We start from the raw sequence: 24,182 nt of genomic DNA, 5'->3' as shown, positions 1-24,182 counted from the left end.
ATTTCGAACCACTACGAGAGGTCAGTCCCGAGACGCTTCCAATACCGTTTTAGTCCCCCCGCGGACTACAAGGAAACGAGAAGCGTGAAAGGAGCGGAGTGGTACCAGACGGACGAAGTCGCCGAGGAGTACGAAGAGAAGCGATTCTCCCGGGGCGGACGGCTCATCGACCGCCGCGAGAAGCAGGCCGTCCTCGACGCCATCGGCCCGCTGGAGGACCAGAAGGTTCTGGAGATAGCCTGCGGAACCGGCCGATTCACGGTCATGCTGGCCGAGCGCGGTGCCGACATCGTCGGACTCGACATCTCGGCGGCGATGCTCCAGCAGGGTCGTCAGAAAGCCCAGGACGCCGGAGTCGCGGACCATCTGGAGTTCATGCGCGGGGACGCCGGACGGCTTCCGTTCCCCGACGACTACTTCGACACCGTGTTCGCCATGCGGTTTTTCCACCTCGCGGACACGCCAGCGACCTTCCTCTCGGAGATGCGCCGGGTCGCCAAGGAACAGGTCGTCTTCGACACGTTCAACGCCAGAAGCACCCGGAGTGCCTACAACTGGTTGCTCCCGATGGGGTCGCACCTCTACTCCCGAAGCGACGTAGAGAAGTTGCTCGACGAGGCCGACCTCCGACTCGTGGACGCCGAACACGACTGGATACTCCCCTACGGGTTCTACCGCAAGATTCCGGGTGGGATAGCCGACCAGATTCGGGACGTAGACACCGCTATCGGTGAGTCGATTATCGGCGACTACTTCGCGTCGGTCTCCTACTGGAACGCCAGCGTCGAGTAACGTCGGGAAAAACCTCAACCGAGTGAACCGAGGCCGAACTGCTTTTAAGGCTCGGGTGGAAGATTCGGGGGTATGGAGCTATCCGTGGTGGTCCCGACGCTCAACGGGCGCGAGCGCCTCGCGTCGTGTCTCGACGCACTGGCGTCTCACGCCCGCGACGTGGAGGTGGTCGTCGTCAACGGCCCCTCCGCCGACGGGACCACCGGGATGGTACAGGACCGCGACGACGTGGACGTGTTAATAGAAGTCTCCGACCGGAAACTCAACGTCGCGCGGAACGCGGGCATCTCGGCCGCCAGCGGCGACGCAGTCGCGCTGGTCGGACAGGACTACGAAGTCGAAGCGTCGTGGACTGAGGGAGTCCGCACGGGCCTCGCAGACGCCGACGTCGTAACGGGTCCGGTTCACCGGTCGGTTCGGGCGGGCGTGACCACCGAATCCGAGGAGAGTCGCGTTATCGACGGCAGGGAAGTCACCTACTTCGACGGGGGGAACGTCGCCTTCACCCGCGAGACCATCGAAGCGATGGACGGCTTCGACGAGTATCTGGCGACCGGCGGGGCGCGCGACTGCGCTCACCGACTCGCCGCGAACGACCACGAGGTGGCGTGGTCGTCGGACGTGTGTGTGACCCAGACCGACGAGGACGACGAGGACGGCGACGACCGCGACTGGGGGTGGAAGTACCGCGCGCTCGCCTACCGGATGGTGAAGAACTACGGGCCGCGCCCCGGTGTCTTTCGGCGAACGTTCCGCGACGCGGTGTCCGACGCCGTCGAGAACGCTGTCGAGGTAATTCGCGGTGAGGAGACGCCCTCCGGATGGATGGGGAGTGGCAAGCGCGTGGCCCAGAACGTGGCCGTCGGTTCCAAGGACGGTCTCTGGGCGCGACTCAAGGACCGGAGCGACGCCAGAAACCCCTACGGTCTCTCGGCGAGGGCCGACCGAGCGGTCGAGCGATACGACTGGCGGACCGACGTCGAAGAGAAAGAACGATCGGAGGAACCCGAGCAGTAGTTCACCCGTCTTTTTCGGACTTCTCGCGGTCCGGTTTCTCGGAGTCGCGGTAGATAGTCGCGCGAACCAGTGTTTCGGTCGCTCGCCGGAGTCGCTCGGAGACCGCCTGCCGAGAGATGTCCAGCGCGTCGGCGAGGTCCTCCAGTTCGACCCGTCGGGGGACCTCGAAGTAGCCCCGCTCGGTCGCGGTCCGAAGCGCCTCGTATTGGCATTCGGTCAGGCCGAGTGAATCCCCGCCGTCGTAGTCGTCGGCGGCGTAGAGTTTCTGGAGGTCGAACGTCAGTCCGTGTCGCTCGCAGAACTCGACGTACTGCTGAAGGCTCTCCCGGTCGGGAAACCGAATGCGGGTGTTCCAACCGTCGCCGACGCGCTCCGACGAGATGAACACGGCCCCGAGGTCCGCCCACGAGTGGTAGGTCATGTGTTCGTCGGCGTCGTCGGTCAGTTCGACCTGATACAGTCGCTGGTCTTTCAGTTCTGCGAGGACCATCACGTCGTCGACTGTCGGGTCGTCGGCCAGTCCCGTCTCGAACGCCTCGAAGTCGCCGTCCGTCGCCCAGAAGGCCAGGGCGAACGGCTTCGTCTCCCGCGAGGTCTGCTGTTCGATGGCGACACTCATCTCGGGGGCCGCTCGCAGGGCGGTCCGGAGGATGGGAGTCTCCAGATAGTAGTCCGCAATCAGCGTCATAGTTTCAATACCCCATCCAATGGTTTAAGTATGCCGTCAGTTCGACGCCTTATTCAACGAATCAAAACGGACACAATGGTCATCTAGCGTATCCATGAAACGGATGGGAACGAGACTATCCCTTAAGTGGGTCGTGGCGGTACACGAAGGCGATGGTAGGTGGATACGATAGGTGGACCGACCACGAGCAAATCGACCGCTCGTGCGACCTGCTCGGTAGCGCGTATCGCCGCTGTGTAGTCTACACCCTCCAAGAAGACGGTCCGGCGAGTCTCGGCGAACTCGCCGACGCGGTCGTCTCCGCGGAGATCGCTACCGACCGGAAGCGAGCGATGGCCTCGCTCGTACACACGCATCTCCCCAAACTCGCCGACTCCGACGTAGTGGAGTACGACGACCCCGAAGTCGCGGTGTCACTCGACGACGGCGTCGAGGCGCTCGAACCGTTTCTCACCCTCACCGCTCGACAGGAAACCGACGGCGAGCAACTGCCGTTCTCGGGATACGACGGTCCGGACGCCGTCGCGGGGAACGCCCCGGACTAGCCGTCCTTCTGGTTCCGGATTCGGTCGTACCACTCTTCGAGTCGGTCGCTTCCCCAGTACCGAATTTCCTTGTTCCGGGCGTCGTAGTCGATGACGCCCGCGTCAGCCAGTTTCGGGACGTGGACGTGGTGGAGCGTCGACAGAACGTGGTCTCGGCCTGGTTGCTCGCCGGTCTGTTCGGTCTTTTTCGCGACGAGGTGGTCCACGAGTTCGTCGATGGTCGCGGTGTCGTCGGAGGTGTCTCTCAGATAACCCAGGATGGCTCGTCGATCGTAGTGCGCGAGCAGTTCGAGCGTCGCGTCTAGCGAGAGCGAAACGCCAGTTGCCGGTAGTTGGTCGCTCGACGCCTCTGGCCTGCCGCCCGCGGCGCGGTCGTCGCTGGTGGCGGAGTCGTCACTGTCGTCGGAGTCTCTCTCGTTCCCGCCGTTGTCAGACATCCGCTCCTACCTCGAAGGACAAATCGAGAGCCACCAACTAAGGCGTTTGCCCGGCGAGTGCGGAGCGTCGCGTTCGTCCGAACAGTGCGAGCAGGCCCCTGCGAGCAACTCCGGGAGGCTCAGAAATCGCCCGGGAGCGAGTCGCCGAGGAGTCGCCGAGCATTCTTGTCGAAGACTTTCCGCATCGCGTCCTCTGGCACGTCGAGCGTCAGTATCTCCATCACCGCGACGTTCGGGTGGGAACTCGGGGCTCCGCTACCGAACAGCACGCGGTCGGGATGCTCCATCACCGCTCGCTCCAGCAGGTCTCGGTAGCGGACGTAACTGGTGTCGAGGTAACAGTCGTCGTTGCGCTCGAGCAGGTCCACGGCGTCGGTCATCAGTTCCCGATTTAGCGGGTGGCCGCCGAAGTGTGCCAGAACGACGGGAAACGACCGCGAGAGCAGGGTGTCTTCTGCCGCGGCGGGTGAGAACTCCTCGCCGGCGTGGACGAGGACGGGCAACTCCACGTCCTCCAACCGGTCGAGCGTCTCGTCGTCGGGTAGCCCGTCTTCGGCGGGATTGAGCTTGAACCCGTGGAACCGGTCGTCGTACGCGTACTGCTCTACGTCCTCCGGCGAGGTGTGGTGGTCCTTCCGGCGCGCGGCCAGATTCCGGAGGCGCGAGGAAGCCCGTTCGCCGGGGTCTCGCGGCCCGTTGATGCGAGCGAACGTGAGGAACGGCCGGTCCACGCTCCGGCGGGCGACGGCGTTGTTCGCGCTCACGTAACTCCCGCCGTCGCGCGCGCCGGGGAAGACGACCGAGCGCACGACTCCGGCTTGATGCATCTCCCGTTCTAACCTGTCCGGACTGATGGCCCGCCCGCGGGTCTGGACACCTCCGGCGTCGGCGTTGAGCCTGGCGTGTACGTCCACTACCCGAAAGCGATGCTCCAACTCCAGCATCGTGGGTGGCTTCGGAACTACCCTATTTTTTATTGTCGGTTGCTCGCTCGTACTACTCGGACGAACTGTCGAAACGGTAGTTGTGGTCGCCTTGGAATCAACTGCCGGAATATTGATTGTAACCTCGAAAGCCCTCGCACGGTTCGCGGTCACTCCGCGGGATATTCGGTGCGCGCAGACCTGCGCGCACCGAATAGTGGCCCGCCGGAGATGACCACGGGCCTGCGGCCCGCGAACCGCGCTCGCCCTTTCAGTCCGCCAGGGCAGTACGTGATTCACCGGCCGAAACCGGCCGACGGATGCGCCATTTCAAGCAATTCCCTCGACCAACCGCCAGCGTACGCTCGTCTGACCATCCGGCACAGGAGGGGTTTCAGTAGATATTCTCGATTCTGCTATTCCTACTCACCAGAGCTTCCTATATAATATCCAAAGACAACAGAACAATTCCGAAAGAAATCAAAATACGTCTACCGAACGCGAAGTCGATTATTCGAGGTCGAAGCGGTCGAGACTCATCACTTTGGCCCACGCGTCCACGAAGTCACGCACGAACTTCTCTTCCCCGTCGTCCGCGGCGTAGACTTCCGCGAGGGCTCGGAGTCGGGAGTGCGAGCCGAAGATGAGGTCCACGCGCGACCCCTTCCACTTGAGTTCGTCCGTCTCACGGTCGCGGACCTCGAACACCTCTCGGGACTCCGAGACCGGTTCCCACTTCGTGTCCATGCCGAGCAGGTTCACGAAGAAATCGTTGGTCAGCGTCTCCGGCCGGTCGGTGAAGACGCCGAGGTCGGAGTTCTGGTAGTTCGCGTTCAGCGCGCGCATGCCGCCGACCAGAACCGTCATCTCGGGAGCGGTCAGGTTCAGCAGTTCCGCCTTGTCGACCAGCAACTCCTCGGCCGGGTGGTCGACCCCGCTCTCGATGTAGTTCCGGAATCCGTCCGCCTTCGGCTTGAGCGCCTCGAACGACTCGACGTCGGTCTGCTCCTGCGAGGCGTCCACGCGGCCTGGTTCGAACGGGACCTCCACGTCGTACCCGGCGTCCGCCGCCGCCTGCTCGACGGCCGCGTTACCGCCCAGGACGATCAGGTCGGCGAGCGAGACCTTCGTCCCGTCGGACTGCGAGCCGTTGAAGTCCGCCTGAATCCCTTCCAGGGTCTCCAGCACGGTCGCCAGTTGCTCTGGCTCGTTCACTTCCCAGTTCTTCTGCGGTTCGAGGCGAACACGGGCCCCGTTCACGCCACCGCGCTTGTCGCTGTCGCGGTACGTCGATGCCGCCGCCCAGGCGGTCTTGACGAGTTGGGAGACGGAGAGGTCCGAATCGAGAATCTCCTCTTTGAGTTCGGCGGCCTCTTCGTCCCCGATCGGGTCGTAGTCGGCGTCGGGGAGCGGGTCCTGCCACAGCATCTCCTCGTCGGGGACCTCCGGCCCGAGGAACCGCTCCGGCGGTCCCATGTCGCGGTGGGTCAGCTTGTACCAGGCCTTCGCGAAGTTGATCCCGAACTCCATCGGGTTGTCCTGGAACCGCTCGACGATCTCCCGGTAGTCGGGGTCGCGCTTCAGGGCGATGTCCGTCGTGAGCATCATCGGGGTCTGCTTCTCAGACGGGTCGTGGGCGTCCGGGACGGTGTCGTGTAGCTCCTCGCCGACCGGCGTCCACTGCCAAGCGCCGCCGGGTCCCTTCTGGGCCGCCCACTCGTAGTCGAGCAGGTTGTCGATGTAGCCCGTGTCCCACTGGGTAGGCGCCTGGGTCCAGGGGCCTTCTATGCCACTGGTGATGGTGTCGGAGCCCTTGCCGGAGCCGTATTCGTTCTCCCAGCCGAGACCCTGCTGCTCGATGGGGGCCGCTTCGGGCTCGGGGCCGAGGTTGTCACCGGAGTCAGCACCGTGGACCTTCCCGAAGGTGTGTCCCCCGGCGATGAGCGCGACCGTCTCCTCGTCGTTCATCGCCATGCGGCCGAACGACTCTCGGATGTTCTCCGCCGACGCGAGCGGGTCCGGGTTCCCGTCCGGGCCTTCCGGATTCACGTAGATGAGGCCCATCACGGTGGCACCGAGCCCCTCGTGGAGTTTCCCGTCGTCGTCGAAGCGCTCGGACGCTTCCATCTCGTCCTCGGGCCCCCAGTAGGCGGACTCGTCGGGTTCGAAGGCGTCCTCGCGCCCGCCAGCGAAGCCGAACGTCTTGGCTCCCATCGACTCTATAGCGACGTTCCCGGCCAGAATCATCAGGTCCGCCCACGAGAGCTTGCGGCCGTACTTCTGCTTGACCGGCCAGAGCAGTCGGCGCGCTTTGTCGAGGTTCGCGTTGTCGGGCCAACTGTTGAGCGGCGCGAAGCGTTGCGTACCCTCGGACGCGCCGCCGCGGCCGTCGCTGGTGCGGTACGTGCCTGCGCTGTGCCACGCCATCCGGATGAAGAGCGGCCCGTAGTGGCCGTAGTCGGCGGGCCACCAGTCCTGCGACGTGGTCATGACCTCTTCGATGTCCGCTTTCACCTCTTCGAGGTCGAGTTTCTCGAACTCCTCGGCGTAGTCGAACTCCTCGCCCATCGGACCGACTTCGCGAGCGTTCTGGTCGAGGATATCCAAGCTCAGTTGATTCGGCCACCAGTCTTTGTTAGAACCTCTCATTATCGAGTACCCTCCAAGCTATCGTCGTTCTGCATATCGTCCACGCCGTGATTGCGATTATATTCTGACATTCGTTTAGCTCACTCGTTCGGAGACGGGAACCGCTATTACAAAAAAGTAGGTGGTATTAGACGGCCTTAGTTTTCTAAAAGAGCAATATTTTTTGTGGAAGTGGAAATTCGCCCGGAGGTAGTGCCACCAATGGCGTCTTACACTTTCGCAGCCTGTATCCTCGACAACACTTGGCACGAAACGCGGGTAAAGTTTATATAGAAGTTTAAACATCTTTTGTATGGGGAGTAACCATGGCAGAATCAGCATCCGGACAGCGACGCATGGGAGGCCGACCGATGTTCATCCTCGCGGAGGACACGGAGCGAACGCACGGCGAAGACGCCCAACGGTCGAACATCTCGGCCGGGAAGGCGGTCAGCGAGGCCGTACGCACGACGCTCGGGCCTCGCGGGATGGACAAGATGCTGGTGACGGACACGGGTGACGTGACCATCACCAACGACGGCGCGACCATCCTCGAAACGATGGACATCGAACACCCCGCGGCCCAGATGATAGTCGAGGTCGCCGAGGCCCAGGAGGACGAAGTGGGCGACGGCACGACCACGGCGGCGGTGCTCGCGGGCGAACTGCTCTCGAAGGCCGAGAATCTGCTGGACGACGACGTGCATCCGACGACCATCGTGGAAGGCTACGGACGAGCGCGCGACATCGCCCTCGAAGCCATCGACTCGCTCGTCCTCGACGAGGAACTCGACGACGACCTCCTGAAGCACGTCGCCGAGTCCAGCATGACCGGCAAGGGGACAGGCGACGTCACGACCGAGACGCTGGCCGACAATGTGGTCCGGGCGGTCCGCCACGTCGAAGGCGAGGAGGGCGTCGTCCGGGACAACGTGCGGGTCCACACCCAGACCGGTGGGTCCTCGTCGGCGACCGAACTCGTGGCGGGCGTCATCAGCGACGCCGAAGCGGTCCACACCAACATGCCGCGAGAAATCGAAGACGCCACCATCGCGGTCGTGGACGAGGAGTTCGGCGTGCGCTCGGCCGAAGTCGACGCCGAGTACAGCGTCGAGAGCGTCGACCAGTTGACCGCGGCGATGGACGCCGAGGACCGCGAACTCCGGGAGTACGCCGACGCGCTCTCGTCTGCGGGCGTCGATGCCGTCTTCTCGACCGACTCCATCGAGGACAGAGTTGCGGCCTACCTCGCCAACGCGGGCATCCTCGCGTTCGAGAGCGTGGACGACGACGAGGCCCGCGCCATCGCCTCCGCGACCGGTGCGAGTCGCACCTCGAAGGTCGCCGACGTCGAGGACGCCGACCTCGGGAACGCCGAGACGGTGCGGGTCCGGTCCTTCGGCGACGAGGACCTCGCGTTCGTGGAGGGCGGAGCGGCCGCCGAAGCGGTCACGATGCTCGTCCGCGGCGGCACCGAACACGTCGTGGACGAACTCGAACGCGCGCTCTCGGACGCGCTCGACGTGGTTACGGCGGCGCTCGACACCGGCGGCGTGGTGGCCGGGGCAGGCGCGACCGAAATCGTCGTCGCCGACCACGTCCGTGAGGAGGCCGCGGGCGTCGAGGGCCGCCAGCAACTCGCGGTCGAAGCCTTCGCCGACGCGATGGACGTGCTTCCCCGGACGCTCGCGGAGAACACCGGGATGGACCCGATAGACGGTCTGGTAGATCTCCGCGCCGAAAACGAGGCGAACGAGGGCCGCGCCGGAATCATCGCCGAGGGCGAAGACGGCGAAGTCGGCGACCCCGTGGAAGCGGGCATCCTCGACCCCACCGCTGTCAAGCGCGAGGCGGTCGAGTCCGCGACCGAGGCCGCGACGATGATCGTCCGCATCGACGACGTTATCGCGGCGGAGTAGCTTTCGAGTTCCGCTCTTCTTTGGCGGCGGTTCCTATCGGGACGACGGCGGAACCGAACTAACGGTCCGCCTCCGCTCGGACTCTCGCTCGTCCGCTTCGTCTTCGCCGCGTCTCGTCCTGTAACGAGCATACAGCGCCAGGCCGAGCATCCCGAGACCGGCGACTGCGACACTGGTCAGCGACCGGCGTTGCGAGGCCTCGGTGTAGGCGCTCGTCTCGGAGACGTGTCGGTCGAAGTCACCGCGCTCTTCGAGGTCTCCGGTCGGCCCGTCGATGTTGTTCTGCCCGTTCGAGCGCGGACGGTCCTTCTTTTGCATCGGGACGAACGCCTTCTCCATGATTGTGTCCGCGAGGCTCGACGCGTAGTAACCGAGCGCGGACATTCCCTTTGCACCACCGCCGACGAACACGTCGCGCTGGGGGTGTTCCGCGGCGTGCAGGATGGCTCTCGCCACCGTCTCCGGCGAGTAGATGGGCGGTGGGAGCGTCGCCTCCTCGTCCATGTGATTCTTCGCGTGTTTCGGATACGGCGTGTCGATGGACGCCGGTTTGACGAGCGTCACGGACACGGGCGCGCCCTCTCGGTCCAGTTCCATGCGCAGGGTGTCGGTGAAGCCCTTCACGGCGTGCTTCGAGGCCGAGTAACTACCCTGGAGTGGAACGGCGCGGTCGGACGCGAGGCTACCGACGTTGATTATCGCACCGCCGTGGTCTTTCAGGTAGTCGGTGGCTTCCAGCGACCCGTACAGCAACCCCCAGACGTTGGTGTCGAACTGCTCGCGCATGTCCTCTATCGGGGTGTCCTCCAGTTTGCCGTAGAGGAACGCACCCGCGTTGTTGACCCACGTGTCGAAGCCCCCGTAGGCGTCCCGTGCCGTCCGCGCGATTTCCCGCACGTCGTCGCGGTCGCTCACGTCGGCGACGACGTACGTCGCCTCCCCACCGGACTGCGTTATCTCCTCGGTCAACTCCCGTAACGCGTCCTCGCTCCGGGCCGCGAGTACCACTCGCGCCCCGCGTTCGGTGGCCATCCGCGCCGTCGCCAGTCCGATGCCGGACGACGCGCCCGTGATGACTACCACCTGCTCCTCGAGGGGTTTCAGGTCCGCGTTCATGTCCTGCCGTCCTCGATTCGAGCGGGTGAGTCGGTGCCTGACGAGCGGTTCGGTTGCGACCGTACTACCGAACTGGTAGTGAACGTTGTCTGGTCCATCGTACGTTCTCCCCCGATTACGTACTACGGATTCATACGAGAGCGACGACGGCCTTAATCTCGGTGGCTACCTATCGGCGAAATCGCATCGCCATCGCTCACCGGAGTTCCGCGCCGTCCGGACACACCTCGGTCCGATTCGGAAGGACGCCCTCGACGCCGACCGCGAACACGGTCTCGCCGACCATCGCCATGCTGGCGGTCCCCCCAGCCGATTCGACCGCCTCGACCGCCTCTCGTACCTCGTCGGTCGGCAGGTCGATAGCCTCGGCGAACGCCCACGCTTCGCCGGTCAGGTCGGCCAGCGAGGGGTCGTCGGGGAGCGCGTCGAGGGCGGCCGTCCCCTCCCGCGCGATGGTGGCCATCAGGTCGTCGTCGGCCAGCGCCTCCTCGGTGGCGATGGGGCCGAAACTGACGTACTCTATCGGCGCGTCGCGCTCGAACGACCGGGGTTCACCCCCGTCGCCGACGACCAGACCGCCGCGATTCTGGACGAACACGTCGCCGAGACCAGTTCCGGCTTCCACCTCCGCGCGGTGGGCGACCGCCACGAGTTCCTCGCGCGAGTGGCCGAGACCGAACTCCGCGTTCGCGGCGATGGCGGTGGCGAGGGTCGCGGCCCCGCTCGCGCCGAACCCGCGCCCGATGGGAACCTCGGCGGTGAGGTCCGCGCGGGCGGTCACGTCCAACTTCCGGAGGGCCAGTTCCACGGGTTCGAAGTCGGTGGGGTCGCCCTCGACGGTTACGGCCGGTTCGTCGGCGTCTCGGCCGTCGGCGGGCGTTACGTCCGCAATCACGCCGTCGGCGATGGCCACGCTCGCGCCCTTCGATTGGTCGGACGTCTCGCCCGGCGCGAAGACGGCGGTGACGCTCCCCGGAGCGAAGGCTCTCATGACCGGGGGTTGGGCGGAATCCCTTTTGAACCCTCGGGACGACCGGTCGAACTCTTACCGTCGAACGAGGAGGGTTCGCGTCGGGTCGGTAGAGTCGAGTTGTGACGTGGAGTTCGCCATAGGCCGGACGGACGGAGTTCGCTAGCTACCACCTGAGCCGACGAGTACCGCAACTGCACCGCGACCGCACAGCACGGCAACCGCGGGCCTCACGCCTCCCCCGCCTCCTCCCTCACTCGCGCACGTTGCTCGCGCGCGCCCACCGCAAGTGGGCGTAATAGACGCACGTAGACGTAATAGACGTATTCGGACATAGTAGACACATTTAGACGCCCCAAACACGTTTAGATATTTCTTTAAAGATTGTATAGTTATGTTTCTATCGCGGAGTCGCGTGAGATTCGACGCCTTTGTATCCACGCCCCCGGAACCCCGGACCAATGACGACGTTCTTCGAGCGACTCGCCGACCGAATCGACGAGATAGACAGCATCGTCTCGGTCGGACTCGACCCCGACACCGACCGCCTGCCCGCCGAGGTCCGGGACGCCGACCTGCCGCGCTGGGAGTTCAACCGCCGAATCATCGACGCGACCCGCGAACACGCCGCCGTCTTCAAGCCCAACGCCGCGTTCTACGAGGACCCCGACGGTTGGCGCGCGCTGGAGAAGACGGTCGAACACGCCCGCGACGCTGGCGTCCCCGTCCTGCTCGACGCCAAGCGCGCCGACATCGGCAACACCTCCCGCCAGTACGCGGCGGTCCTCGACTCGGTTGACGCCATCACGCTCAACCCGTTCCTCGGCCGGGACTCGCTCGCGCCGTTCCTCGACCGCGAGGACGCGGGGTGTTTCCTCCTCTGTCGGACCTCGAACCCCGGCGGCGCGGACGTGCAGGAACTCGAACTCGCCGACGGCGACCTCGTCTACGAGCGCGTGGCCGACCTCGCCAGCGAGTGGAGCGCGACCGGAAACGAAAACGTCGGTCTGGTCGTGGGCGCGACCACGCCCGACGAACTCCGGACGGTCCGCGAGCGCGTGCCCGACCTCCCGTTCCTCGTCCCCGGCGTGGGCGCGCAGGGCGGCGACGCCGAGGCCGCCGCGACCTACGCCACCGCCGAGAACGGCGCGGGACTGGTCAACTCTACCCGCGGCATCATCTTCGCGGGAGAGGACGCCGACGAACCCTTCGACGAGGCGGCCGCCTCGGCCGCCCGCGACCTGAAAGAACGACTGAATCGGTATCGATAGTCCTAATCGAAACGAGCGCTAACCGTCGGCCGTGACCACTGACGCGACCATATCCAGCCGACCCATCTTCGCCGCCGTCGCCGTGATAGTCGTCCTCGTGGCGGGCGGTCTCGGTGCCGTCGTGGGTGCGTCCGGACAGGAGCGAGCGGTAGCGATGGACCTGCTCGGGGTCGTCTCCTTCCAGATGACGCCGGTCTCGATGGCGGCGTTCGGGATGGTCGTGACCGCGGGCGTGCTGGCGCTCCTCTTCGGTCTCGTCAGCGTCGCGTCCCGGTACGACGACGCCGGCGAACGAGCGTAGTCGCTGGACGGCCTCGTCGGCGAAAAATCCTTCCGGCCGCTTTCCGAGACCTCCAGTATGCCCGAGAGCCGCGTCGAGGAACTGGAGACGGAGGCCGAGTGGACCGCCGCGCTGCCGATTCTACGCCAGCTCTGGACCGACGCCGACGAGGAGTTCGTCCGCTCGTGGGCCGACGAAGACGGGTATCGGCTATTCGGACTGCTCGCTGACGGGCAACTGGTCGCCGTCGCCGGAATCTCGGTCCAGCGCGTCCTCCACCACGCCCGCCACGCGTGGATTCACGACTTCGTCGTCGACGAGGACCACCGCGGCGAGGGGTTCGGCGCGGAACTGCTCGAATTCGTGGAGTCGTGGGCAGCGGACCGCGACTGCGAGTACGTCGCGCTGGCGGTTCGTGAGGGCAACGACGACGCGCTCGGCTTCTACGAGACCGAGGGGATGGAGCGATGGGGGCACGTCGTGGAGACGGAACTCTGAACGGCCGAGCACGCCCGGACCCGACGAGACCAGCGCGAGAGGCGACCGACCGCCGAGTTCTCTCACTCGATTCGAATCTCGTCGCCGACCGAGACGCCGAAGGCCTCGTCACCGCGGCCGCGGTTGACCGCCAACTCCACGTTGCCGTGGCTCCCGACCGTGACGAGTCGCTCGCCCGGTCCGACCTCGGCGTAGGCCCGCGCGACCGGTGCAGATTCGCCGCCGACGCTGACCGTCTCGCGGCCATCGAGCAGTTCGCCGGGCAGGTTGGTCACGGCGTTGCCGAACCCGTCCACCACGAGAATTTCGCCGACCGCAACGTCGTCTTCGAGTTTCGGCTCGGGGAATCGGAGGTCCTCGAACTCCTCGACGGGGGTCACGTCGTCGCGCTCGTGGAAGTCCTCCACGCCTTCCTCGTGGATTTCGGCCGCGGCGGGCGCGAACACGTCCCGGCCGTGGAACGTGGAACTCGCGGGGTCGGCGTACTCGACCTCGAAGACCTCGATTTCGGTCGCGTCGCCTCGGGCCGCCAACTCGCGGGCCGCCGGAAGCAAGACGCCGTTGTCCGGCCCCACGAGCGCGTGGTCGCCCGCCCGGACCGCGAGGGCGGCCCGGTCGGTGCCGACGCCGGGGTCCACGACGACGAGGTGGACCGCGGGCGGGAAGTACGGCAGGACCTCTCGGAGCCAGAACGCCGCAGTTCGCACGTCCTGCCGGGGGAAGTCGTGGGCCACGTCCTCCAGTCTGGCGTCGGTTCGCTGTAGCACGACGCCCTTCATCGCGGCCGGGTAGGGTGTGCCGAAGTCCGAGGCGAGTGTTATCATCGTCGAACGTTGGTCGGCGAGTTCTAAAAGGTCGGCACTTTCGAGTCGACCGTGACGGGCCTTCGAACGACGACGGTACACCCTCCTCTGCACGCCGTTTCCACTCTCGTTCCGGCCGGTTACAGAAAGCATATTGGGTGTCTCGCCGACACTGAACTCGTGCCTGGAGCACGCATACAGAGTGGTGAGCGAGTCACGCTACGGACGGTCGAATCGGAGGACGTGCCGTTCGTCCAACGCGCGGGCGCGAACCCCGAACTCCGCTATCCGGTGGGCAATCCGCTGATGAGCCGAGAACAGTGTGAGGAACACCTCGAAGGCGATACGTCGGACCGGTTCCTCGTCTGTCTCGACGAGGACGAGGCCGGTCCCGGCCAACCGGACGAAGGCGACGTGAGACGAATTGGTGCCGCGGCGGTGGAGGACGCCGACTGGAAACGACCAGAAATCACCTACTGGCTCGTTCCGGAGGTCCACGGTCGAGGCTACGGCAGAGAGGCCATCTCCATGGTCGTCGATTACGCCTTCCGGGCGTACGACACTCCCGCCGTGGGTGCGGAGGCTTACGATTTCAACGACGCTTCCCGCGGCTTGCTCGAATCGCTCGGATTCGCCGAGGAGGGACGCCGCCGCAAGTTCATGTTTATCGACGGCGAACACCGCGACATGGTCCAGTACGGACTCCTCCGTCGAGAGTGGCGTAAGCGAGACTGAGCGTCACTCTCGGGTATCGAACGCGTCCGGGACTCACTCGCCGTTGCTGTCCGAGTCGCTCACGCGCTGAATCCGCTCCAAACCGCCGGTCTCCTCGACGACTTCGACGACCGCGTCGGGGACCAGTTTCTCCCAGTCGTCGCCCTCGATCATGCGGTCGCGGACCTCGGTTCCCTCCAGCACTTCGCGGTTGTACATCGGGGACTGGCGCACCTCGACGCCCGCCTCGCTGAAGAGTTGGATGACGAGGGGGTTGTTCGAGTAGGCCACGTCGAAGTCCGGACTCATGCTCTGGACGTGGCTCACCCAGACCGAGTTGCGGTCCAGGTCCTCGATGGGGACCGCGTAAGTCACGAGGTCCGAATCGACCAGCGACTTGGTTATCATCATGATGCGCTCGCCCGCCGTGAAGGGGTCGTGCTGAGTGTGAGAGTCGCCCGCACTCCCGATGCCGAGGACCAACTCGTCTACCTCCTCGGCGATGCTCTGGACCACGTTGTGGTGGCCGTTATGATAGGGTTGGAACCGACCGATGTAGAACCCGCGAGTCATACCTACTGTTGTGACGTGAGGTTTTATAAGGGTGGCGAGACGTCGCTTTCGGCCCGAACGCCGATTTCGACCGCTCTCCGGCCTAGTTCGACGTAGCCACTGCTGGCGAATCGAGGGAGAAAGTATATCAATTCTCCAGCCCTCAATTCAGGTACGTACAGGACAGTTCTATGAGTAAGGACACCGATAACGACGCTCCGCCGCCGGAGCAGACGACCGAGCAAGATAGCTCGGGATTCGAGGACCTCGGCAGCGACGTCGAACCCGACGTCGAGGACGACGAGGCAGTCGAATCTGATCTGCTCGGCGGACTGGAGATCGAGACCACCGACGAGATCGAGATTCCCGACCGGCTGGTGGACCAGGTCATCGGTCAGGACCACGCCCGCGACGTCGTCCAGAAGGCGGCCAAGCAGCGCCGCCACGTCATGATGATCGGCACGCCCGGGACGGGCAAGTCGATGCTGGCGAAGGCGATGAGCGAACTCCTGCCGAAAGAGGACCTACAGGACGTACTCGTCTACCACAACCCCGACGACGGTAACGAACCCAAGGTTCGGACCGTCCCCGCGGGGAAGGGCGAGCAGATAATCGAGGCCCACAAGGAGGAGGCCCGCAAGCGAAACCAGATGCGGTCGTTCCTGATGTGGGTCATCATCGCTATCGTGGTGGGGTATTCGCTTCTCATCGCTACTCGGCCGCTACTCGGTATCCTCGCGGCTGGCGTCATCTACCTCGCCTTCCGCTACGGGTCGCGGGGCAACGACGCGATGATTCCGAACCTGCTGGTCAACCACGCCGACCAGACCACCGCGCCCTTCGAGGACGCCACCGGTGCCCACGCCGGTGCCCTGCTGGGCGACGTTCGCCACGACCCCTTCCAGTCGGGTGGGATGGAGACCCCGAGCCACGACCGCGTGGAACCGGGGGCCATCCACAAGGCCAACAAGGGCGTACTGTTCGTGGACGAGATAAACACCCTCGACATCCGGTCCCAGCAGAAGCTGATGACCGCGATTCAGGAGGGCGAGTTCTCCATCACGGGCCAGTCCGAGCGCTCTTCGGGCGCGATGGTCCAGACCGAACCCGTCCCCTGCGACTTCATCATGATCGCCGCGGGGAACATGGACGCGATGGAGAACATGCACCCCGCCCTGCGCTCGCGCATCAAGGGGTACGGGTACGAGGTGTACATGGACGACACCATCGACGACACCCCGGAGATGCGCCGGAAGTACACTCGGTTCATCGCCCAGGAGGTCGAGAAAGACGGTCGCCTGCCCCACTTCAACGAGGAGGCGGTCGAAGAGATTATCCTCGAAGCCCAGCGTCGGTCGGGTCGCAAGGACCACCTGACGCTCAAGCTTCGTGACCTCGGCGGACTCGTTCGCGTGGCGGGCGACATCGCTCGCGCCGCGAACAAGGACCAGACCGAGCGCGAGGACGTGCTTCAGGCCAAGCGCCGGAGTCGCTCCATCGAACAGCAGGTCGCCGACGACTACATCGAGCGCCGCAAGGACTACGAACTCACCGTCAATCAGGGCGAGGTCGTCGGCCGCGTCAACGGCCTGGCGGTCATGGGCGAGGACTCCGGTATCGTCCTGCCCGTGATGGCCGAAGTGACGCCCTCGCAGGGGCCGGGCGAAGTCATCGCCACCGGCCAACTCAAGGAGATGGCCATGGAGGCGGTCCAGAACGTCTCGGCCATCATCAAGAAGTTCAGCGACGAGGACATCACCGAGCGAGACGTTCACATCCAGTTCGTGCAGGCCGGCCAGCAGGGTGTAGACGGCGATTCGGCGTCCATCACGGTCGCCACCGCCGTCATCTCGGCCCTCGAAGACATCCCGGTCGCGCAGGACCTCGCCATGACCGGTTCGCTGTCGGTCCGCGGCGACGTGCTGCCGGTCGGCGGCGTCACCCACAAGATAGAGGCCGCTGCGAAGGCGGGACTGGACCGCGTCATCATCCCGGCCGCCAACGAGGACGACGTGATGATCGAAGCGGAGTACGAGGAGCAGATCGAAATCATCCCCGTCTCCCACATCAGCGAAGTGCTGGAAGTCGCCCTCGAAGGCGAAGCCGAGAAGGACAGCCTCGTGGACCGTCTGAAGAACATCACCGGGTCGGCGCTCGAACGGCAGGTCGGCCGGTCGGGCACCGGCAGTCCGAGTCCGCAGTAACTCGGACCGTTTTCTTTCCGCTCTCGATTCGAGAGTCGCGTTCCCGACGACCGAAAACGATAGACACCTATTTCAATCGACCTATCGTGCTCGTAGACATGGGACTCAAAAAGAGCCTCCTGAGCGGTGTCGTCGCGTTCGTGGTCGCAACGCTAGCCGTCCGCGCGGTCGGCGGAAAGGGGACGAAAATCGGTCTGCTGACCGGCGGGTCGGTGGCCGTGAGTACGTGGCTGTCGAGCGGGACCGACGGCGCCGAAATCGAGTTCGAGGACGAAGTTCCGGCGGAGTAAGCGTCGCGGTCAGTCTTCTCGTCGTCGGTCCTGGTTGCGGAACGCGACTTCCTTCTCGTCGATAGTTCGGCCACTTCCCGCGTAGAACACTTGCAGGTGTCTCGAATCGACCGTCTCGACCGATTTTCGCTCTCGACTACAGACAACGAAATAGTCATTTAACAATCGTAGATGTTGTCGTGACCATCGAAAATACGCCTCTAACCGGCGAACCGACGCGACTTTTCCGACGCGCACCGAATCCGCGACCATGGACGTACTCGGCGACCTCGTGACACGCGACAGGCGAAGCGACGACCCCGCCCTCGTCGCGCCGAGCGAGAACCGGAGCTACGACTACCGCCGATTCTGCAACACGGCGTGGAAGACCGGCAACTTCTGGCGGCGGTTGGGAGTTCACGACGAGACCACGGTCGCAGTCGCCGACGACCCCGAACCCGAAGCCGTCTTCTCCTTTTTCGGGGCGGTCCTGCTCGGGGCCACCACTCGGTTCGGCCTCACCACCGGCTCGTCGACGCACTCCTCGGCGCAGGTCGTGGTCGCTCCCCACGACGAAATCGGCGACTACGAGGTTTCGCCGGGGACCCAGCGAGTCGGTTACGGTGGTCCGCCCGACGACCCCGCAGTCGCGCACTTCGAGCGCGACGTGTGGAGCGAGAACCCGGCGTTTCCCGAGACGCCACTCGACCCCGAAACCGTCGCGCTGGTCGCGGGGTCCGACGACCGGCGCGAGTTCTCGCACGCCGACCTCCTCGCGGCGGCGCGCGAGGCGGCAGACGAGTGGGGTCTCGAACCCGGCGACGAGGTGGCGGTCCGGGCCTCGCTCGCGGACCCGGGCACTGTCGTCGCGGGCGTGGTCGCGCCGCTGCTGGCGGGTGCGGCGGTTCTGCTCCCCGACGACGACTCGACCGGCGACTTCGCGGTCGCGACGGGTGACGCGCCGGAACGGAGGGTCCTGCGACCGACCGACGTTCGGTTAGACTAACTGCCCCGGCGCGAACGAGACGGTATGAGCGACGAACTGCGACGACTGGAGCCGAAAATCGGGCTCGGAACGATGGGCATCGACGACGCCGAGACCGTCGCGTCGGCCATCGAAGCGGGGTATCGACACCTCGACACCGCCCAGATATACGAGAACGAGGCGGTCGTAGGGCGCGGAGTCGAGCGCGCGTCCGTCGAACGCGCGGACCTCTCGCTGGCGACGAAAGTGTGGGCCGACAGCCTCGCGCACGACGACGTACTCGCCAGTACGCGCGAGAGCCTCGACCGACTCGGCGTCGGATACGTCGATTTGCTTTACGTCCACCGACCCATCGACACCTACGACCCCGAGGAGACCCTGGCCGCGTTCGACCGACTCCGCGACGAGGGTCGAGTCCGCGCCGTGGGCGTGAGCAACTTCGACGCCGAACAGGTCGCCGAGACCCGCGAGATCCTCGACGCGCCGCTCGTGGCGAACCAGGTGGAGATGCACCCGCTCTACCAGCAGGACGACCTCCTCGCGGACGCCCGGCGTCACGACTACGCGCTCGTGGCGTACTCCCCGCTCGCGCAGGGCGAGGTGTTCGACCTCCCCGAGATACGGACGGTCGCCGAGAAGCACGACGCGACGCCCGCACAGGTCAGTCTGGCGTGGCTCGCGGGGAAGGAGAACGTCGTCCCGATCCCGCGGTCGACCAGCGACGACCACCTCCGGGAGAATCTCGCCGCGCTGGAACTCGAACTCGACGCCGAGGACGTGACCGCAATCGAGTCGATAGACCGCGAGAAGAAACTGTTCGAGTGATTCGACGGAACACTTACCCTGTCCGACCGACGACCCGAACGAAATGACCGACTCGACGTTCCGGAAGGGACTGGCGGTCTGGCTCTCGGTCTTCGCAATCCTCGCGGTCGTCGGGGCGGTCGTGGCGTTCGGATTCCTCGGTCTCGGTCGGGCCCCGCCGCCGATGGACGACCTCCACGTCTCGAACCACGACGACGCGAACCACACCGTCCGGGTCGAGGTCGTCGCCGCGAACGACTCGGCGACGACCTTCGAGGGGACCGTCACCCTCTCCCCCGGTGAACGGGTCTCGTTCGACGGAACGACGGCCTACGACAGGGAGTACCGACTCCTCGTCGCGGTGGACGGCCGGGAGTCGGAGTCGTTCGATATAGAGGGACCGGACGACCTGTGTACGACGGAGGTTCGGGTCGAGTCGAGCGCGACGATCGAAGTGGGAACGGGATGTGCCTGAGGCGGTCTGCGTGCTACCGGGCGTCTTCGAGTTCGTCCAGCGCCTCGGGGTTCTCGATGGAGGACATGTCGCCCAGGTCCTCGCCGGTGTAGGTCGCCTCGATGGCCCGTCGGATGATCTTCCCGCTCTGGGTCTTGGGGAACTCCGAGACGAACAGGACCTCGCGGGGGCGGAACGGTTTGCCGAGTTCGTCGCCGACCTGCTCGCGGAGGTCCTCGCGGAGGTCGTCGCTCGCGTCGAAGCCGTCTTCGAGGATGACGTAGGTGACGACGGCCTGCCCAGTGGTATCGTCCGGGACGCCGACCGCGGCGGCCTGATTCACCGCCTCGTGGTCGATGAGCGCGCCCTCGACCTCGGCGGGACCGACTTTCCGGCCCGCCACGTTGATGGCGTCGTCGGCCCGGCCGTGGAGGAACCAGAAGCCGTCTTCGTCCTTCTGGGCCCAGTCGCCGTGGTCCCACAGCGGCGGGTCCTCGAATGACGACCAGTACTCGTCGAGGTAGCGCTCGTCGCCCGACCAGAGGCTCTTGGTCATCGAGGGACACGAGTCGCGGGCCACGAGGAAGCCGCGTTCGTGGGTGTCGGCGATGGACTCGCCCTGCGAGTTCACGATGTCGATGTCCATGCCGAGGCCCGGCCCGCCGAGGGTACAGGGCTTGAGCGACTGGATAGGCATCGGCATCAGGAAACAGCCCATGATTTCGGTGCCGCCGGAGATGTTGATGATCGGTGCCTCACTCCCGCCGACGTTCTCGTAGAACCACATCCACGATTCGGGGTCCCACGGTTCGCCGGTCGAACCGAGCAGGCGGAGCGTCGAGAGGTCGTGGCCTTCCAGCCACTCGTCGCCGTACTTGCGAAGGGCGCGAATCGCGGTCGGCGAGATGCCGAACGTCGAGATGCCGTGGCGGTCTATCATCTCCCAGAAGCGGTCGGGTTCGGGGTGGTCGGGCGCGCCCTCGTACATGAAGACGGTGCCACCGAGCGCGTGGTTGCCGATGAGCGTCCACGGACCCATCATCCACCCGATGTCGCTGACCCAGAAGAACCGGTCTTCGGGCTTGTGGTCGAAGCCGAAGTAGATCTCCTTGGCGGCCTGCATCAGCGCGCCGGCGTGGGTGTGGACGATGCCCTTGGGCTTGCCGGTGGTCCCCGACGAGTACAGCAGCATCGACTCGTCGTTCGAGTCCATCGATTCGGTGTCGTAGTCGTCCGACTGGGTCTCGACCGCCTCGGACCACCACTCGTCACGCTCGTCGTGCCACGGAATCTCGATGTCGCCGTCACCCTCGCTACTTCCGAATCGGTCGTAGACGATGGTGTGCTCGACGTGGCCCGCCTGCTCGATCGCCTCGTCGGCGGTGCCCTTCAGCGTCACCTCGCTTCCCCGTCGGTAGAAGCCGTCCGCCGTGAACAGCACCTCGCACTCGGGGTCCTCGATGCGGGTCGCGGTGGCGTCGACGCCGAACCCGGAGAAGATGGGGACGGCGATGGCGCCGACCTTGAACGCGCCGTAGAGTATGGAGATGACCTCCGGCACCATCGGCATGTAGAGTCCCACGGAATCACCCGCCTCGACGCCGCGCTCTTCGAGGGCGTTGGCGACCCTGTTCGACTGGCGGGCGAGTTCGTGGTAGGTTATCTCTCGGACCTCGCCGTCTTCGCCTTCCCAGATGCAGGCGACCTTGTTGCGGGTCTCGTTGTCGGGCGCGGCGTGGCGGTCCACCACGTTGTGGGCGATGTTGAGTTCGCCGCCCGCGTACCACTCCGAGAACTGCGGCCCCTCGGTGTCGTCGCGGACCGTGTCGTAGTCCTCGTAGAAGTCGATGCCGAGGTAGTCGACCATCTCGTCCCAGAACCAGTCGACGCCGGACGCCTCGACTCCCGGCACCTCCGAGGTAGTTCGCTCGACGAGTTCGTCGTAGTCCTCGATGTCGTACTCCTGCATGAACTGGTAGACGTTGGTCGACTCCACGAACTCGTCGCTGGGTTCGTGGACGACCTCGTCTACGTCTTCGAGTGTATCCATGGTGTGCTCCGTGTGGCAAACGTTGCGGGGGTGCGACAAGTAATTTGCTTCCTCGTCGCACGGTCCGGCGACTACGCTCGCAGCGGGAAGAACTTCCCGAGCGCCGCGGCCACCTCCTCCGAATCGTCGACCGCCTCGGGGTCCCGGCGAAGGTCCCGCAAGCCCCACGCCGACCACCCCGCACGTCGCACCACGATGGCGTCGTCGGTCACGTCGTAGCTCTCGAAGGCCGACCACGGCCTGAATCGCTTGTAGGCGGGATTGCCCGTGACTACTCCGGCATCGCTAACCACGACGTTTCGGTCGGTAGTCGAACCCCACAGGCCCGGGGCCATCGGGACGAGCATCTGGAACAGCCACCGGAGCGGGTCGAAACCGATGGCGGCCCCCACGGCGAATCCGAGAGCTCCTGCGACGAACAGTCCGGCTACGACTCTCTCGACGACCCGCCGGTCGCGGTTCGGTGCTGGGGCGGTGAAGCGAACGAGTTCCTCGGCGTCTGCTGTCATCGCCTTCGTGTGTCGGTTGTGGGACGCGGCGACGAAACCGATGCTCGTGAGAAATCCGGCGAGCGCCCCGACGATTGCGAGACCAGCGACCACGCCCGGTGGGTCTTCGCCGCGAACGACGCCAGCGCCGAACAGGCCCGCGAAGTAGAGAAACGGGAGACCCATGGCGGCCCATACCCACCGCGAACTCCCGAGGCGGACCGCCAGCCTCTCCCAACGAGCGACCCAACCGACGCCGCCGGTCACGACGACGGTGGTCCCGAGCAGGTGAAGAACAGCACGCCGTGGTCGGTCGTCGCGCCGAGCGCGACAGCGATGGCGATTGCGGGAGCCACGAGTGCGGCCGCGTACAGGCCCACGACGAACCCAAAGAGGGCGTCGGTTTCCTCGCCCTCGGTCGAGTTCTCGGCCATAGTATCTATAGCTGTCGTTACATATAAAGAATAAAAACGCTCTCTTTTCAGACCCACTCGATGTCCAACCCCTCGTGGACCACGAACTCCAGCGCGTTGACGACGTAGTGGGCGACCACCACGACCAGCAGACTCCCCGAGAGGACGAACGCGACCGCCAGCGCGAACCCGAGGAGACCGGTGACGGCGACTCCGCCGGGCCCCTGTGCGCCGTGGCCGATGGCGAACGCGACGGTCGAGAAGACCGCGAGCAGCCACGGTGAGAGACCGAACCCCGCCGAGAACGCGCCGACGAGCGCCGCCCGGAACAGCAACTCCTCGAACCCGGCGATGACGGGAAGGACGACCGCGAGCAAAATCGCCCACCCTCGGAGCGTGTCGGGAGCGAGCGCCTCCCGGAGGTCCTCGGAGTAATCGACGTCCGCGGTGTCGGCGGCTTTCGCGGAGAGTTCGTTGGCGAGATAGAGCGCGACGCCGACGCCGACCCCGACTCCGACCGCGGGGAGGCCGACGTTCCACGGATTGCCGACTTCGACGCCGAGCGCGCCGAGCGGCACCGCTGCGAGCCACGCCGCGGCCACGATGACCGCGCCGAAGACGCCCTGACTCAGCGCGACGTTCGTCAGCAAGGCCCCGGTCGAGAAGTCGAGGTTCTGCTCGCGGGTCGGCTGCTCGCGCTCACCCGTCGGTCGGTCACGCCCTTCCGCTACCTGCTCCTGCTCGCGCCCGCGTTCGTCCGTCGCCCGCCCGCTCTCGTCGCTCGCTCGCTCGCGCGCTCGCCGGGCGTCGGTCTCGGCCTCGTCGTCGCCCCACGGCGACGAGTCGCCGGCCTCGTCGCTCCACGGGTCGGCGTCGGCCTCGTCGCCGTCGAGTATCTCGCGTTCGATTCGCTCGGCCCGCGTCCGGCCGGTCTCGGCGTGTCGCTCGATTCGGGCCGCGCCGGTCGCGGGGACCCGGGACTCCGACTCGGCGTCGGCCCGCTCGTCGCTCTCCTCGGAATCCTCGAACATCGCCTGGGAGGCCCGCGCGAGGACGATGAGCAGTCCGAGGACGAACATGGTGACGGCGGCGAACGACGGGTACTGCGGCGCTGGCGGCATCGGTGGAGGCTACGGACGGCGGGGACAAAAATCGGTGGTCCGTGCGGGACTCCGCGAGGGCGCGGCAGTCGGGCCGGGAGGTTCGGTCGGTGGCATACCCCGAGTTGGTCCCGCCTTCGTTCGTAAACCTTCGCGCTGGTCGGAACCGACCGGTGGCCCCGAAAGTGCGGTCGTGGGGGCGCGGGGCCCCCCCCCCCCCCGGGGGGCCGCCAAAACGGAAAGGGAATGTAAAACAAAAGGG

General features: G+C 65.6%; 25 protein-coding genes. 13 read left to right on the top strand and 12 right to left on the bottom strand.

Features of this window, described 5'->3' with window-relative positions; genetic code table 11:
• Positions 1–84 precede the first annotated feature (84 nt).
• Both E2484_RS02165 and E2484_RS02160 read left to right on the top strand, forming a co-directional pair.
• Positions 85–792, top strand: coding sequence for a class I SAM-dependent methyltransferase (locus E2484_RS02165; protein ID WP_137283580.1), 708 nt, complete (start codon positions 85–87; stop codon positions 790–792).
• A gap of 72 nt (positions 793–864) precedes the next feature.
• Positions 865–1,809: a glycosyltransferase family 2 protein gene (locus E2484_RS02160; RefSeq protein WP_137283579.1), complete on the top strand. Its 945-nt coding sequence runs from the start codon at positions 865–867 to the stop codon at positions 1,807–1,809.
• Position 1,810: 1 nt separating this feature from the next.
• Here E2484_RS02160 and E2484_RS02155 read toward each other — a convergent pair whose 3' ends face one another.
• Positions 1,811–2,497, bottom strand: coding sequence for a helix-turn-helix domain-containing protein (locus tag E2484_RS02155; protein ID WP_137283578.1), 687 nt, complete (start codon positions 2,495–2,497; stop codon positions 1,811–1,813).
• A 152-nt stretch (positions 2,498–2,649) separates the two neighbouring features.
• On the opposite strand from E2484_RS02155, the gene E2484_RS02150 reads away from it, so the two are divergent.
• A complete protein-coding gene (locus E2484_RS02150) occupies positions 2,650–3,042 on the top strand; it encodes a DUF7344 domain-containing protein (protein WP_137283577.1) in 393 nt (130 codons plus the stop codon).
• Here the strand turns inward: E2484_RS02150 and E2484_RS02145 are convergent.
• The 3 genes from E2484_RS02145 to katG form a co-directional block, all read right to left on the bottom strand.
• Positions 3,039–3,479 (bottom strand): DUF7344 domain-containing protein, encoded by a 441-nt coding sequence (locus tag E2484_RS02145; protein WP_137283576.1) that lies wholly within the window; start codon positions 3,477–3,479, stop codon positions 3,039–3,041. The genes E2484_RS02150 and E2484_RS02145 overlap by 4 nt on opposite strands.
• Positions 3,480–3,598: 119 nt before the next feature.
• Positions 3,599–4,423, bottom strand: coding sequence for an amidohydrolase family protein (locus tag E2484_RS02140; RefSeq protein WP_137283575.1), 825 nt, complete (start codon positions 4,421–4,423; stop codon positions 3,599–3,601).
• Positions 4,424–4,912: 489 nt separating this feature from the next.
• A complete protein-coding gene (gene katG, locus E2484_RS02135; protein ID WP_137283574.1) occupies positions 4,913–7,051 on the bottom strand; it encodes a catalase/peroxidase HPI in 2,139 nt (712 codons plus the stop codon).
• Positions 7,052–7,386: 335 nt separating this feature from the next.
• Here katG and thsA point away from each other — a divergent pair, with 335 nt between their 5' ends.
• Positions 7,387–8,949, top strand: a complete 1,563-nt coding sequence (gene thsA / locus E2484_RS02130; protein ID WP_137284041.1) for a thermosome subunit alpha — start codon at positions 7,387–7,389, stop codon at positions 8,947–8,949.
• Positions 8,950–8,982: 33 nt separating this feature from the next.
• Here thsA and E2484_RS02125 read toward each other — a convergent pair whose 3' ends face one another.
• Positions 8,983–10,065 (bottom strand): SDR family oxidoreductase, encoded by a 1,083-nt coding sequence (locus E2484_RS02125; protein WP_137283573.1) that lies wholly within the window; start codon positions 10,063–10,065, stop codon positions 8,983–8,985.
• 196 nt (positions 10,066–10,261) lie between these two features.
• Complete coding sequence (locus E2484_RS02120) at positions 10,262–11,056, bottom strand: GHMP family kinase ATP-binding protein (protein ID WP_137283572.1); 795 nt, start codon at positions 11,054–11,056, stop codon at positions 10,262–10,264.
• Positions 11,057–11,496: 440 nt separating this feature from the next.
• Between E2484_RS02120 and pyrF the strand changes: the two genes are divergently transcribed.
• Genes pyrF through E2484_RS02105 form a run of 3 tightly spaced genes read left to right on the top strand, consistent with a single transcriptional unit; the run spans position 11,497 to position 13,084 of the window.
• Entirely contained in the window at positions 11,497–12,306 is an 810-nt protein-coding gene (gene pyrF / locus E2484_RS02115; RefSeq protein WP_137283571.1) for an orotidine-5'-phosphate decarboxylase, read from the top strand.
• A gap of 31 nt (positions 12,307–12,337) precedes the next feature.
• Complete coding sequence (locus E2484_RS02110) at positions 12,338–12,607, top strand: DUF7520 family protein (RefSeq protein ID WP_137283570.1); 270 nt, start codon at positions 12,338–12,340, stop codon at positions 12,605–12,607.
• Between the two features lie 57 nt (positions 12,608–12,664).
• A complete protein-coding gene (locus E2484_RS02105) occupies positions 12,665–13,084 on the top strand; it encodes a GNAT family N-acetyltransferase (RefSeq protein WP_137283569.1) in 420 nt (139 codons plus the stop codon).
• A gap of 62 nt (positions 13,085–13,146) precedes the next feature.
• On the opposite strand, the gene E2484_RS02100 is transcribed toward E2484_RS02105, so the two are convergent.
• Positions 13,147–13,908 (bottom strand): SAM hydrolase/SAM-dependent halogenase family protein, encoded by a 762-nt coding sequence (locus E2484_RS02100; RefSeq protein WP_137283568.1) that lies wholly within the window; start codon positions 13,906–13,908, stop codon positions 13,147–13,149.
• A gap of 159 nt (positions 13,909–14,067) precedes the next feature.
• Here E2484_RS02100 and E2484_RS02095 point away from each other — a divergent pair, with 159 nt between their 5' ends.
• On the top strand, positions 14,068–14,622 hold the full coding sequence (locus E2484_RS02095; RefSeq protein WP_137283567.1) for a GNAT family N-acetyltransferase: 555 nt from the start codon (positions 14,068–14,070) through the stop codon (positions 14,620–14,622).
• A gap of 33 nt (positions 14,623–14,655) precedes the next feature.
• Here the strand turns inward: E2484_RS02095 and E2484_RS02090 are convergent, their stop codons facing one another.
• Positions 14,656–15,174, bottom strand: coding sequence for a nicotinamide-nucleotide adenylyltransferase (locus E2484_RS02090; protein WP_137283566.1), 519 nt, complete (start codon positions 15,172–15,174; stop codon positions 14,656–14,658).
• Positions 15,175–15,344: 170 nt separating this feature from the next.
• On the opposite strand from E2484_RS02090, the gene lonB reads away from it, so the two are divergent.
• The 5 genes from lonB to E2484_RS02065 all read left to right on the top strand — a co-directional run bounded on the left by lonB (position 15,345) and on the right by E2484_RS02065 (position 19,890).
• On the top strand, positions 15,345–17,357 hold the full coding sequence (gene lonB / locus E2484_RS02085; protein ID WP_137283565.1) for an ATP-dependent protease LonB: 2,013 nt from the start codon (positions 15,345–15,347) through the stop codon (positions 17,355–17,357).
• A gap of 98 nt (positions 17,358–17,455) precedes the next feature.
• Positions 17,456–17,647 (top strand): hypothetical protein, encoded by a 192-nt coding sequence (locus E2484_RS02080; protein ID WP_137283564.1) that lies wholly within the window; start codon positions 17,456–17,458, stop codon positions 17,645–17,647.
• A gap of 250 nt (positions 17,648–17,897) precedes the next feature.
• Positions 17,898–18,632 carry an AMP-binding protein gene (locus tag E2484_RS02075; protein WP_137283563.1) on the top strand — a complete coding sequence of 245 codons (735 nt, stop codon included), beginning with the start codon at positions 17,898–17,900 and terminating at the stop codon, positions 18,630–18,632.
• A gap of 24 nt (positions 18,633–18,656) precedes the next feature.
• The gene (locus E2484_RS02070) at positions 18,657–19,436 is read left to right on the top strand and encodes an aldo/keto reductase (protein WP_137283562.1); all 780 of its coding nucleotides are present in this window, start codon (positions 18,657–18,659) and stop codon (positions 19,434–19,436) included.
• A gap of 43 nt (positions 19,437–19,479) precedes the next feature.
• The gene (locus tag E2484_RS02065; RefSeq protein ID WP_137283561.1) at positions 19,480–19,890 is read left to right on the top strand and encodes a hypothetical protein; all 411 of its coding nucleotides are present in this window, start codon (positions 19,480–19,482) and stop codon (positions 19,888–19,890) included.
• Positions 19,891–19,903: 13 nt separating this feature from the next.
• Here E2484_RS02065 and E2484_RS02060 read toward each other — a convergent pair whose 3' ends face one another.
• The 4 genes from E2484_RS02060 to E2484_RS02050 all read right to left on the bottom strand — a co-directional run bounded on the left by E2484_RS02060 (position 19,904) and on the right by E2484_RS02050 (position 23,941).
• Entirely contained in the window at positions 19,904–21,919 is a 2,016-nt protein-coding gene (locus E2484_RS02060; RefSeq protein ID WP_137283560.1) for an AMP-binding protein, read from the bottom strand.
• Positions 21,920–21,990: 71 nt separating this feature from the next.
• Positions 21,991–22,674, bottom strand: a complete 684-nt coding sequence (locus E2484_RS02055; RefSeq protein WP_137283559.1) for a hypothetical protein — start codon at positions 22,672–22,674, stop codon at positions 21,991–21,993.
• A complete protein-coding gene (locus E2484_RS24655; protein ID WP_170977206.1) occupies positions 22,671–22,841 on the bottom strand; it encodes a hypothetical protein in 171 nt (56 codons plus the stop codon). Before E2484_RS24655 ends, E2484_RS02055 begins: the two co-directional genes overlap by 4 nt.
• Positions 22,842–22,888: 47 nt before the next feature.
• Positions 22,889–23,941, bottom strand: a complete 1,053-nt coding sequence (locus E2484_RS02050) for a CPBP family intramembrane glutamic endopeptidase (protein WP_321111567.1) — start codon at positions 23,939–23,941, stop codon at positions 22,889–22,891.
• Positions 23,942–24,182 lie beyond the last annotated feature (241 nt).

This window comes from Halorussus salinisoli, from assembly GCA_005239435.1.
GTDB classification, from domain to species: Archaea; Halobacteriota; Halobacteria; order Halobacteriales; family Haladaptataceae; genus Halorussus; species Halorussus salinisoli.
This window is presented reverse-complemented; position numbering and strand designations above follow the sequence as displayed.